This is a genomic window from Nocardia sp. NPDC004340 (assembly GCF_053602575.1).
In genome coordinates, this window is record NZ_JBSGDW010000005.1 from 516,398 (window position 1) to 528,185 (window position 11,788).

Sequence of the window (11,788 nt, forward strand, 5' to 3'; positions counted from 1 at the left end):
AGCGGTCAGACCAGGTGCAGCGGCAGCGCCGCGATGTCGTTCTGCGTCATGACCGGAAGGTTCACGATGTCCGAATCCGCGCCGGCCAGCCGCAGCGCCGGGAACCGGTCGAACAGCGCGGGCAGCGCGATGGCCGCCTCCAGCCGCGCCAGCGCCGCGCCGGGGCAGATGTGCGGGCCGTAGCCGAAGGAGATATTGCGGTGCGCGGTCGGCCGGGTGATGTCGAATTCGTCGGCGTCGTCACCGAATACGCCGGTGTCGCGTCCGATCGCGCGGTACGACATGACCACGCCCTCACCCTTCTCGATCACGGTGTCGCCGACCGTGATGTCCTCGGTGGCGAACCGCATCAGCAGGTGGGTGACCGGGCCGTCGAAGCGCAGCGACTCCTCGATGACCTGCTTCCACTCCACTTCCTCCGACCGCACCCGGGCCAGCTGCTCGGGCCGGGCCAGCAAGGCGCGCACCGTGTTCAGGATCAGGCTGACGGTGGTCTCGTGCCCGGCGGCGACCAGCGCCTTGAGGTTGCCGACCACCTCCTCCTCGGTGAGCGGCTCGCCGCCCTCGTCGGCCAGGATGAGGGCGCTGGTGAGATCGTCGGTGGGGGTGGCGGTCTTGCGGCGGACCATCGCGGTGAAGTAGACGTCCATGTCGTCGATGACCCGCAGCCGTTCGTCCTGCGGGGTCATCATGGAGAAGAACTTCTTGTACCAGTCCAGCAGCATGGGATGGTCCTCGCGGGGCACGCCCATCAGCTCGGAGATCACGCGCATGGGCAGCGGGTAGGCGAAGATCTGCTTGAGGTCGACCACCGCGCCCTCGCCGCCTGCCGCGTCGAGGTCGTCGAGCAATTCCTTGGTGAGCCGTTCGACGGTGGGGCGCAGCTCTTCCAGGCGGCGCGGGGTCAGCGCCTGGGTGGTCTTGATGCGCAGGCGGCGGTGCTCGGGGCCGTCCACGGTGAACATGGACCGCCCGGCGTCGATCATGCCGATCAGCGGCCACTGCCGGGTGATCACGCCCTCGCTGAACAGCTTCCAGGCGTTGATGTCCTTGACCAGCCGGGCGTCGGTGAGCAGCTGCCGCGCCACGGTGTGATCGGTGATGGTCCAGGCGGGCGCGCCCAGCAGGTCGATGCGGGTGATCGGCCCGGCGGCGCGCAGACGGGTGGTCTCACCGGCGAGATCGCCGACCATCGGATCGATGGCGATGGCATGCGGGCAGGGGGAACTCACTGGAAACCTCCGAGAGCACGAACAGGTGTGAAAACAACGGGCAGAGAAGTCATTCCGCACAGGAACGGGGAGGGCCGGCGCACCAGGCTCGCCGCGGGCACCGCCAGATCGATGTCGGGCAGCCGGTCCAGCAGCACCTCGATGCCGGTGCGCGCCACCGTCTCCGCGATCTGCTGTGCCGGGAACGGGCACCGGTACTCGCCGTGACTGAAGGCGAAGTGGGCGTTGTTGCCGCTGTTGATGCCGTCGCCGACCGATTGGCGCACATGCGGATCGGTGTTCGCGGCGGCCAGCCCGAGCAGCACCAGGTCACCGGCGCGAATCTGGGTGTCGGCCAGCCGGGTGTCGCGGGCGGCCCAGCGGCCGGCCAGGATCGAGTTGGGGGAGTCCTCCCACAGCACCTCGTTCATGGCCTGGTCCACGCTGCGCCGGCCACCGCCGAGCGCGGCCGCGAACCGGTCGTCGGTGAGCATCAGCCGCACCGAGTTGATGAGCCAGTCCGCGGTGGGCAGATGCCCGGCGGCGGTCACGGCCATCAGGTCGTTGACGTATTCCTCGTCGGTGAAGTGCCCCGGCTGCGCGAGCATGCGCGAGACCAGGTCGTCGCCGGGCGCGGCCTTCTTCATGGCCAGCAGGTGCTGCATGTACTGCATGAACTGCAGGTGCGCGGTCTGGGCGTCGGCGCCGCCGTCGGCCATCACCTTCATGGCGCGCGCCAGCCCGGGGCCCTCGACCTCGGGGATGCCCAGGAGTCCGGCGAGCACCAGCACCGGCAGCGGTTCGGCGAAGTCGGCGACCAGGTCGGCGGTGCCGCGCCCGCAGAAGGCGTCGATCAGCTGATCGGCCAAACCCTCGGCGACCCTGCGCAATTCGAAGTTGTCCACCGATTCCAGCGCCGGTTCCACCATGGCCAGGTGGCGGCGGTGCTCGGCGCCCGCGGTGAAGTAGATCGAGGGCATGGGTGTGCCGACCATGGGCAGCAGCGGCCAGTCCGGGGGAATGTTTTGCCACTGGTTCCACAGGCTCACGTCGCGCGGGAACAGTTCGGGCGAGCTGGTGACCTGGTGCATCTCCCGGTAGCCGAGCACCAGCCAGGCCGGGATCCCGCCGATCAGCTCGACGGCGGCGACCGGGCCGTGGTCGCGGCGGATCTCGCGGTAGAGGGAGTTGCGGTCGGTGTGGAAGCGGGGGCCACTCAGCGGAACCGCCATGGCGGCGTGGGGCACCGGGCAGCTGCCCTGCGCGGGCGAGGTCATGAGACGGTCTCCGGGTGGTAGAGGTACTCGACCAGGGTGATCAGGACGTTCTTGCACGAATCGCGCAGGCGGGCATCGCATTCGACCAGCGGGATGTGCGGGCCCAGATCCAGCGCCTCCCGCACCTCCGCCATGGTCGGTCCGGGCCCGAAGCTGTTGCAGGCCACGATGAACGGCGTGCCCTGATGTTCGAGCCGGTCGATGGCGTACCAGGAGTCGGCGATCCGGCGCTGATCCACCAGCACGATCGCGCCCAGCGCGCCCGTGAACAGCCGGTCCCACAGGAACCAGAAGCGTTCCTGGCCGGGCGCGCCGAACAGGTAGAGCACGTGCTCGTTGTCGATGGTGATGCGGCCGAAGTCGAAAGCCACCGTGGTGGTGGACTTTCCGGGTATCCCGGCCGGGTCGTCGACGTCCTGGCCGACCTGGGTCATGGTGGCCTCGGTGTCGAGCGGGCGGATCTCGCTGATCGAGCGCACCATGGTGGTCTTGCCGACGCCGAAGCCGCCGACGATGACGATCTTCAGGCCCTGACGGGCGTCGGCGGGCAGCGGAGCCTCGGCCCGGGTGGGGCGGAGGTCAGAGTTTGCGGAGTCCAACGAGCACCTTTTCCAGCGTGTCGGTAGTGGGCAGCCAATTCCATTGCCGCGACGCGTGATCCGGATGACGCACCGTGATCTTGCCCGCGTGCAGCAGGTCCGACAGGAGGATGACGGTGATGCCCACCGGCAGGCGCAGCTCGGCCGCGATCTCCACCACCGCGGTCGGCGCGCGGCACATATCGAGGATGGCGGCGTGCTCGGACTGCATGCCACGCACCGGAGCGCTCTCGCTGACCACCAGGGTGACCAGGTCGAAGGCGTCCGAATCCGGTTGGCTGCGACCGCCGGTCAGCGTGTACAGCCGATCCGGATCCTCGTCTGGCCTGGTCACGGCACGCTCGCCCCCGGTACTCGCGGTGCGGCGGCCAGATGCTCGCCGAGCTGCTCGACCAGCTCGCGCATATTGTGGCCGACCAGTCCGGCGTCGGCGTCCTCCGCGGCGACCACCGCGATGTGCGCGCCCACCCCGGCCTCCACGATGAACAGGATGCCCCCGTAGAACTCGGTCATCGACTGCCGCACGCCGCCGCGCCCGTCCCCGAACTCCACCGAGGCCCCGTGCGACAGGCTCTGGATCCCGGCCGCGATCGCCGCCAGCTGATCGGCGCTGTCCATCCCGAGCCCCGGCGTATGACAGATCTTCAAACCGTCCCCCGACAGCAGCAGCGCGTGCCGCGCCCGCGGCGTGCGCACCAGCAACTGCTCCAACAGCCAGCCCAGATGTGTGGCGGACGGTGTCATCGATCGGTCTCCCAGGGGTTCGCAGGGGCAGGGTAAGCGCCGGGGCCGGGCTCGCGACCGCTCTCGCCGTCCGGGAGCTGTGCGGTCCGGCCGGCGGAATGCGACGCCGCGGAGGCGTTGTCGCGCAGATCGATTCCGCGCCGGACCGCGTCCATCAGTGACCTCGGCAGCGGGGAGGCGTCGCTCGAACCGTCGAGGCCGAGCGGATCCGGCCGGGTCGAGACGGTGGGGATGCGGCCGCTCGAGGGCGGATCGAGGTTGGTGAGCGGCGAGGATCCCGCGTCGGCGGGGGCCTCCCGGCCGGAGACGGCGCGCTGGAAGGCGGCCATCGACGACGGAGCGGCCGGGGGGCGCGGCGGGGGCGGGGCCGCCGGAACGGCCAGGCCCTCCGGGTGGACGGCGGCCAGGGTACTGCCGCGCTGCCGCTTCGGCAGGCCACTGGAAGTCGCTGCGTGCGAGCCGGATTCGTCCTGCTGATGACCCTGGCCGCTGCCGCTCGCGGGGAACTGCGCCGGACCGGTGCGTGCCGAGTTGGTGGGATCGGCGTAGTTCACCGGGGAGGAATCGGGTGCTGCCGAGCTGGGCTCGGGTCGTTCTCCGCTCGCCGGGGCGACGGACCCGGTGCGGGCCGATCCGGCGAATTCGGCTCCACGCGCTCGGTCGGCGGCAGTGTCAGGAGTCGCGAGCTCGGGGCCGCGTCCCGGTGCGGTGGCCGAGCCCGCCCACGCGGGTTCGGCGACCGAGTCCTCCGATCGCGCTGGGGCGCGGGCGATCTGGGGTTCGACGGTGCCGGCGGCCGCCACCGGGGTGAGGCGGGACAGGGTGCCGGACTGGCGTTCCAGGCGGGTGGTCAGCTCGCGGGGGATGACCACCACCACGGCGGTGCCGCCGATGGCGGAGGGCCGATAGCTGACGGTCAGGTCGTGCTTGCGGGCCAGGTGCCCGACCACGGCCAGACCCAGCCGGGTGCCGGAGAGGGAGGAGAGGTCGGTGTCGGCGCGCGGGCCCGCCACCGCGGATTCGGCTCTGCGGAGGGCGGATTCGCTCATGACGAGGCCGCTGTCCTCGATGGTGATCACCACACCCGCCGGAACCTCGGCGGCGTAGACGTGCACCTCGGTGGTGGGCGGGGAGAAGTTGCAGGCGTTGTCGAGCAGCTCGGCCAGCGCGTGCATGACGCCCTCGGCGGCGTGGCCCGCGACGGCGATCTCGGTGACCGCGCGCAGCCGCACCCGCTGGTATCCGGCGACGCGGCCCATGGCCCCGCGCAGGATCGACTCCATGGCAATGGGTTTCGCCCAGCGACGGCCGGACCGGGCGCCGCTGAGCACCGCGATGCTGTCGGCGAGCCGTCCGGCCTGGGCGGTGCGGTGGTCGAGTTCGAGCAGGTCGGCCAGCACCTTGGGGTCGGCGTGGCGGTGTTCCATCTCGCGCAGCTCGGCCAGCATGGAGGTGCTCATGGCCTGCATGCGGCCCGCGGCCCCGGCGAAGGCGGCCATGGCCGCGGCCCGGCGGTGCTCGTTGTCCTTGGCGGCGCGGGCCTGTTCGGCGGCGTGTTCACGGATGTCGTGCGCCCGGGCCTCGGACTCGGTGATGCGCGCCTGGGCGGCCGACATGGTCGCGGCCACATGGGCATCGGCCTGCGCGGTGTAGGCCAGGGCCTCGCGGCGCACCGCGTGCACCCGGTCCCGGTAGTAGGCGGCCGCGGTGAGCGCGCCGGTCAGCAACAACGCCGCCACACTCGCCCCGATGGCCAGCGGTATCCGGAATTCGTTGGGGGACAGCAGGACCGCGACCGCGACCACGATCGCGGTGGCTACCAGTGAGACGGCCGTCGTGACATACGGCGGGCGCTGACTCCGAACGGTGTGCTGTTCCCCGTTCGGCGGATTGACTGATTCCGACACGCTCCGCACTTCCGAACTACGTCCACCAGGGCGGACGCCCCGATGCCCCCGACCGCGCCCGCCTCGCGAAATACCGTGCCAAATGCCCGGACCGCCAAGCGGATTCGGTTCTGCCGGACGCAGCATAAGCGCCCCCGGTCAGCGGCGCTACCCGAGCGCGTACCCACGGGCAAACATCCGTCCCATCCGCTGGGACAGCGGGTCGACGGCGCAGGTCAGACGTCGAGGTCGTCGAATTCCTGTCGGCGCAGCCGGGCGCCGGCGAGGAGCGATCCCAGGGCGAATCCGAAGATGGGAATACTGACCATCGGCGACCACGAATGCACCTGCGGCCCGGCCGGACGCACCAGCGTGATCACCCGCAGCAGCGCCAGCGCCGCACCGCTCAGCCCGCCGAACATGAACAGCCACAACGGCAGCCGGAACGCCTCGGGTGCGACGCGCTGGCTGCGCGCCACCGCGGCCACCACCGCCGCGTTCACCACGACGCCCGACAGGGCCAGGATCCACTTGTGCGTCTCGATGGTCATGTACGACGGGTGCAGCGGGTCGTAGGTGAACAGCAGCGCCGCCGCGAGCGCGCCGAGCCCGACGTAGAACGCGCGCTTCAACAGCGCCCGCCCCCACAGGTCGGCCACCGTCACCCCGATCAGCGCGCCCGCGCCGACCAGCGCCAGATCCGCGACCAGTCCGGGGAAGCCCTCGAAATGCCCGCTCGGCAGCGCCAATTCGTCGGCCGAGCTGTTGACGGCGGGCGCGCGCAGCGGTGCCCACAGTGCGAGCAACGCCAAAGCGATGGTGAACGGCCGGGATTCGGCGGAACGCCAGCGCGGTAGCCGGGCGATCGCCGCCACGAGCGCGCACACGGCGGCCAGCAGCGGTACGAGATTTCCCGCCGCGGCGATACCGCTCGCCGCTGTCTCGCTCACCGACCCGGCGATCCTCATCGACGCGATAGCGCTCACCCGAACAGCCTGGCCCGGACATGCCGCGAGTGTGTTTTGTTCCGCGGCGTGTCTCCGGGTTCATTTTCCCGGCGCAGCAGTTCGCCGAGCAGTTGCGGCGCAGGTCAGGGCTCGCTGCCTGTCTCGAAAGCAGAACCTCCGTGTTCGCCCGGAGTGAACGTTCGCCGCCCGGCCTTGACCTCAACATATGTCGAGGTTCGATGCTGGGTGCAGCGACGGCCGGTCGAAGCGGTCGTCGGAAGCGAGAGGGAGGCAACGAGATGCGTGCAGTGCAGGTCGAAGAGTTCGGCGGGCCCGAGGTGCTGAAGGTCGGCGAGGTGCCCGACCCCGTCGCCGGACCCGGCGAAGTGGTGGTGCGGGTCGCCGCCGCCGACGTCATGTTCCTGGACACGATGCTGCGCAGCGGCGTAGCGCGTGAGTACTTCCCGGCCGAACCGCCGTTCGTCCCCGGCGGCGCGGTCACCGGCACCGTCGAATCCGTCGGCCCCGATGTCGACGCCGCGTGGGTGGGCAAGCGGGTGGCCACCCCCACCGCGGCCAGCGGCGTCGGCGGCGGCCTGCCCATCGGCGGCTACGCCGAACTGGCCCTGGCCAAGGCCGACACTCTCGCGGCCATCCCCGCCGAGTTGAGTTTCGAGCAGGCCGCCGCCCTGGTCCACGACGGCCGCACCGTGCTCGCCATCGCGGACCGGGCCGCCATCGAACCGGGGCAGTGGGTGCTGGTCACCGCTGCCGCGGGCGGATTGGGCACGCTGCTGGTCCAATTGGCGCGCACCGCCGGAGCCCGGGTGATCGCCGCCGCCCGCGGTGAGGCGAAACTCGCGCTGGCGCAACGTCTCGGCGCGCACGAGGTGATCGACTACTCCGAGCCCGGCTGGGCCGAGCGGGTGCGCGAACGCACCGGCGGCGTCGGGGTGGTCCTCGACGGCGCGGGCGGCGAGATCGGTCGCGACGCACTGGCCGCCGTCGCGCCGGGCGGTCTGCTCATCGCCTACGGCAATGCCGCCGGTGGCTTCGCCGCGGTGGACGCGGAAGCCGCTGCGGCCCAGCAGGTCACCGTCGTGACGCTGTTCGAGCTCACCACCCCCGACACCGACTGGCTCGCGCTGCACCAGCGCGCGCACGCCGAAGTCGCCGCCGGGCGCCTGGAAGTCGTGATCGGCCAGACCTTCCCGCTCGACCAGGCAGCGGCGGCGCACACCGCCATCGGATCGCGCGCCGCGCTGGGCCGCACCCTGCTCACGGTCTGACCGTCATCGGCGTGTCGTGAGCATCCGCCCAGCTCCGCGGAGCAAGGTGACACCGGGTACAACGCGACGCGGAGGTGGGCGATGGGCAGGCGGGCAGGTGTGGTCGAGACCGTGGCGACCGGAGTCGGACTGGCACTGGGCGTCTGCGCCGGCGGAGCCGCGAGCGCGCAACCCGCGCTCGACCCCGGCGCCTTCGACCCGTCCCGCGTCCCGCCCCGCACCTCGCTCTCGGTGCGCACCCTGGTCCCCGGCGCGGGCTGGGGCACCGCCAACCAGCACGAGGAACGCGCGGCCCTGTCCCTCGCCAAGCTCTACCTCGCCGACTACGCCCTCAAACACGGCGACGGCTCCGCCGAGGACCGCGACCTGAGCGAACGCATGATCCGCAAATCCGACGACGGCGCCGCCGACCGGATCGAAGCCAAATACCCCTACGCCATCGCCGCCGAGGCCGCCGAGTACCACCTCCGCTCCACCCACAGCCAGGGCGACTGGGAATTCTCGACTACCAGCACCGCCGACGTGGCCGACTTCCTCGCCGCGAAGATCCGCGCCGACCCCGACAGCCCCATCCTGGCGTGGATGGAACAGCCCGCCGACCGCGCTGCCGACGGCACCCGCCAGGACTGGGGCACCGCTCGACTACCGCAGGTGTACGGAACCAAATGGGGCTGGGCCGATGTCGGCGACCCGGAGGTGTCGTCGGTCTCCTTCGGCCCCGGTTTCACCGTCGCCGCCCACACCTACGGCACCCCGGACCAGCAGACCGAGGACGTGCTCGCGGCGTGGTCGGCCCTGCTGCCCGAGGTGTCGCCCAAACACTGACAAGCGGAGTCGGTGTTACTGCCCGCGCAGCTTTCCGGCCATGATCGCCAGGCGTTCCGACAGGGGAGCGGTGATCTCGTCCGGGGTCATGGCCGTGGGGTCGTCGCACCAGACGAAGATGCCGGAGCCGATCAGTTGGGATCGGGTTGCGGCGGGCAGTGTGCTGAGGTCGACGAAGATGCTGGGATTCCACAGTTTCAGCAGGGCGGGCGGGGTGTTCAGGCCCGCGGCGGGCCCACCGGTGACGAAGTAGGTGGGGGTGAAACCGGCATTGACCAAGCGGTTTCCATTGGCGGCGAGTTCGGCGGGGCCGCGGCCGGTGCGGATCCAGGGCGCGGTGCCCGCGGACCAGTAGTCGATGATGATCGACGGGTCCAGGCCGAGGGCGCCGGGCCAGTTGAGGCCGTCGTTCCAGACGATCGGCGTCTTGCCCGTCTCGGCCAGAATGGTTGAGGCCCAGGCGATGTAGTCGCGCACCGCGTACGGACTCAACTGGGGATAGCGATTGAAGTCGGTGACGTATTCGTCCGCGCCGAGATGCCAGTACGGGCCGGGGAACAGCGGGAGGAACTCGCGCAGGAGGTCGCCCATGAGTTGATACGACGCCGGATTCGACAGGTCGATCTTGGTCTCCGGTCCGCCGAGCAGCGAATCCTGCTGGGCCTCGGCCGGTGTGGTGTGCGCGGGGACCAGCTGGAGTTCCGGGTGGTGGGCGAGGATCTGTCCCATGTGGCTGGGCATGTCGATCTCCGGCACCACCGTGATGCCGTAGCCCTCGGCGTAGGACACCAGCGCGCGGATCTCGTTCTTGGAATAGGTCTGCGCCGAGTTCACCTCCGGATGGGTGTCGCTGCGCAGCCGGAAGCCCTGGTTGTCGGACAGGTGCAGGTGCAGAGTGTTCATTCCCAGCGCCGACAGCTCCCGCACCCGCGCCTCGAGCCAGTCGATCGGGAAGTACTCGCGCCCGGTGTCGACCATGAGCTGACGCCACGGGTACTCGGTCGCCGCGGCGGGCGCGGGCTGCGCCGCGGCCGGCGACGCGGTGACCAGTCCGGCGGTGAGCAGCGTAGCGATGACCAACCGTCGCTTCACGTTTCCCGTCATGGGTGTCGAGTGTCCTCTCGGTGCGGGTGATCGGGGTGTGATCGGGGCCACTGCGGGGGACCTTGCGTCCGGAACAGTTGTGAACACACAATGGTTGTGTGCTTACAACTGTTGAGGAGCTCGACGCGCGGCGTAAGAAGATCATCCTGGTCACCTGCTGCCTGAGCCTGCTGATCTCGTCCATGGACGCGACGATCGTGAACGTCGCCATCCCGACCATCCGCGACGATCTCGGCGCGCCGCTGACGCGGCTGCAATGGATCGTCGACGTCTACACGCTGACACTGGCCAGCCTGCTCATGCTCTCCGGCGCGGCCGCGGACCGGTTCGGGCGCAAGCGGGTGTTCCGGATCGGGCTGCTCACCTTCGCGGCCGGATCGCTGCTGTGCAGCCTGGCGCCCAGCATCGAGGTCCTCATCGGCGCGCGGTTCGTGCAGGCCGTCGGCGGGTCCATGCTGAATCCCGTTGCCATGTCGATCATTACGACCACCTTCACGGGGCGGGTGGAGCGGGCGCGGGCGGTCGGGGTGTGGGGCGCGGTGGTCGGCATCTCGACCGCGCTCGGGCCCATGGTCGGCGGCGTGCTCATCGACAGCCTGGGCTGGCAGTCGGTGTTCTGGATCAATCTGCCGATCGTGGCGGTGGCGTTCGCGCTCACCACGATCTTCGTGCCCGAGTCGAAGTCGGCCAATCCGCGCGGCATGGATCCGATCGGGCAGGTGCTCGCGATCGCCGTGCTGTTCACCCTGGTGTTCGGGCTGATCGAGGGCAAGCCCGCGGTATTCGTGATCGCGGCGGTGGCCCTGGCCGGATTCCTGTGGCACGAGTCGCGGCACCGGTCGCCGTTCATCGACCTGCGCTTCTTCCGCAGCTTCCCGTTCTCCTCGGCCACCGTGATCGCGGTCTGCTCGTTCGCCGCGCTGGGCGCGTTCCTGTTCAGCATGTCGATGTATCTGCAAGGGACGCGGCACTTCTCGGCCGTGCACACCGGCCTGCTGTACCTGCCGATGGCGCTGGGCATGCTGTTCTTCTCGCCGCTGTCGGGACGACTGGTGGGCCGCTACGGCACCCGGCCGTCACTGCTGGCCTCCGGATCCCTGATGGGCGTGGCCGCGGTCCTGCTCACCCTGCTGCGCGCCGACACCCCGATCTGGCAGCTGGTCGTCACATTCACGCTGTTCGGCATCGGATTCGGCATGGTCAACGCGCCCATCACAACCACCGCGGTCAGCGGGATGCCGCTCGATCGGGCCGGCGCGGCCGCGGCGGTGGCCTCCACCAGCCGCCAGGTCGGCGTGAGTCTCGGTGTGGCACTGTGTGGTGCGCTCACCGGCGCGGGATTGTGGTGGACCATCAGCGGATTCGCCGTGGCCGTCACCGCGCTCGGCGTCGCCGCCAATACCGACTGGGCGTACCGTTCGCGAGATCGGATCGCGCCCCTGCTGGAACAGAAGGTCCCCGTTCATGCCGGATGACACGCCCACCACCGACCAGGTCTGGCGGCAGCTCACTCACCTGGTGATGGACACCCGCGACGGCTGGAAGCGCGCGGTGACCGAGCGAACCGGCATGCCCTTCAGCCGGATCCGGGTGCTGCGGCGGCTGCGGCCCGGACCGCTCAGCGCCAAGGACCTGGCCCGCGCGGCCGCCATGGACGCGCCCGCCACCACGGTCGTGGTCAACGACCTCGAGGAACGCGGACTGGTGACCCGCGAGATCGATCCGACCAACCGGCGCAGCAAGCTGATCTCGCTCACCGACGCCGGCGAGCGGGTGGTGGCCGACGCGCTCGCCACACCCGACCCCGCGCCCGCGGAATTGGCCGGCCTCACCCCGGCCGACCTGCGCACTCTCCACGAGATCCTGCGCAAACTCGAACACTGACTTACGGGTTCGTGATTCAACC

Annotated in this window: 12 protein-coding genes; 4 read left to right on the forward strand and 8 right to left on the reverse strand. The window is 70.4% G+C overall.

The features are described from left to right. Nucleotides 1-5 precede the first annotated feature (5 nt). The 7 genes from ACWEOI_RS23415 to ACWEOI_RS23445 all read right to left on the reverse strand — a co-directional run bounded on the left by ACWEOI_RS23415 (nucleotide 6) and on the right by ACWEOI_RS23445 (nucleotide 6,667). The gene (locus tag ACWEOI_RS23415; protein WP_452360991.1) at nucleotides 6-1,232 is read right to left on the reverse strand and encodes a cytochrome P450 family protein; all 1,227 of its coding nucleotides are present in this window, start codon (nucleotides 1,230-1,232) and stop codon (nucleotides 6-8) included. After that, on the reverse strand, nucleotides 1,229-2,488 hold the full coding sequence (locus ACWEOI_RS23420; protein WP_452360992.1) for a cytochrome P450: 1,260 nt from the start codon (nucleotides 2,486-2,488) through the stop codon (nucleotides 1,229-1,231). Before ACWEOI_RS23420 ends, ACWEOI_RS23415 begins: the two co-directional genes overlap by 4 nt. Then, nucleotides 2,485-3,087, reverse strand: coding sequence for an ATP/GTP-binding protein (locus ACWEOI_RS23425; protein ID WP_433667097.1), 603 nt, complete (start codon nucleotides 3,085-3,087; stop codon nucleotides 2,485-2,487). The genes ACWEOI_RS23420 and ACWEOI_RS23425 overlap by 4 nt, the downstream gene beginning before the upstream one ends. Continuing rightward, nucleotides 3,068-3,421: a DUF742 domain-containing protein gene (locus ACWEOI_RS23430; RefSeq protein ID WP_357086153.1), complete on the reverse strand. Its 354-nt coding sequence runs from the start codon at nucleotides 3,419-3,421 to the stop codon at nucleotides 3,068-3,070. The genes ACWEOI_RS23425 and ACWEOI_RS23430 overlap by 20 nt, the downstream gene beginning before the upstream one ends. Further along, a complete protein-coding gene (locus ACWEOI_RS23435) occupies nucleotides 3,418-3,831 on the reverse strand; it encodes a roadblock/LC7 domain-containing protein (RefSeq protein WP_433667096.1) in 414 nt (137 codons plus the stop codon). Before ACWEOI_RS23435 ends, ACWEOI_RS23430 begins: the two co-directional genes overlap by 4 nt. Next, a complete protein-coding gene (locus tag ACWEOI_RS23440; protein ID WP_452360993.1) occupies nucleotides 3,828-5,738 on the reverse strand; it encodes an ATP-binding protein in 1,911 nt (636 codons plus the stop codon). Before ACWEOI_RS23440 ends, ACWEOI_RS23435 begins: the two co-directional genes overlap by 4 nt. Nucleotides 5,739-5,953: 215 nt before the next feature. Then, nucleotides 5,954-6,667, reverse strand: coding sequence for a hypothetical protein (locus ACWEOI_RS23445; RefSeq protein WP_452360994.1), 714 nt, complete (start codon nucleotides 6,665-6,667; stop codon nucleotides 5,954-5,956). 296 nt (nucleotides 6,668-6,963) lie between these two features. Here ACWEOI_RS23445 and ACWEOI_RS23450 point away from each other — a divergent pair, with 296 nt between their 5' ends. Further along, nucleotides 6,964-7,953, forward strand: coding sequence for a zinc-binding dehydrogenase (locus tag ACWEOI_RS23450; protein WP_452360995.1), 990 nt, complete (start codon nucleotides 6,964-6,966; stop codon nucleotides 7,951-7,953). An 81-nt stretch (nucleotides 7,954-8,034) separates the two neighbouring features. Beyond that, nucleotides 8,035-8,778 (forward strand): hypothetical protein, encoded by a 744-nt coding sequence (locus ACWEOI_RS23455; protein WP_433667092.1) that lies wholly within the window; start codon nucleotides 8,035-8,037, stop codon nucleotides 8,776-8,778. 15 nt (nucleotides 8,779-8,793) lie between these two features. Here ACWEOI_RS23455 and ACWEOI_RS23460 read toward each other — a convergent pair whose 3' ends face one another. Next, nucleotides 8,794-9,882: a family 20 glycosylhydrolase gene (locus ACWEOI_RS23460; protein ID WP_452360996.1), complete on the reverse strand. Its 1,089-nt coding sequence runs from the start codon at nucleotides 9,880-9,882 to the stop codon at nucleotides 8,794-8,796. A 98-nt stretch (nucleotides 9,883-9,980) separates the two neighbouring features. Between ACWEOI_RS23460 and ACWEOI_RS23465 the strand changes: the two genes are divergently transcribed. Together ACWEOI_RS23465 and ACWEOI_RS23470 are read left to right on the forward strand one after the other, a co-directional pair. Next, complete coding sequence (locus tag ACWEOI_RS23465) at nucleotides 9,981-11,357, forward strand: MFS transporter (RefSeq protein WP_452360997.1); 1,377 nt, start codon at nucleotides 9,981-9,983, stop codon at nucleotides 11,355-11,357. Beyond that, nucleotides 11,347-11,766: a MarR family winged helix-turn-helix transcriptional regulator gene (locus ACWEOI_RS23470; RefSeq protein ID WP_379276687.1), complete on the forward strand. Its 420-nt coding sequence runs from the start codon at nucleotides 11,347-11,349 to the stop codon at nucleotides 11,764-11,766. The genes ACWEOI_RS23465 and ACWEOI_RS23470 overlap by 11 nt, the downstream gene beginning before the upstream one ends. Nucleotides 11,767-11,788: the final 22 nt, after the last annotated feature.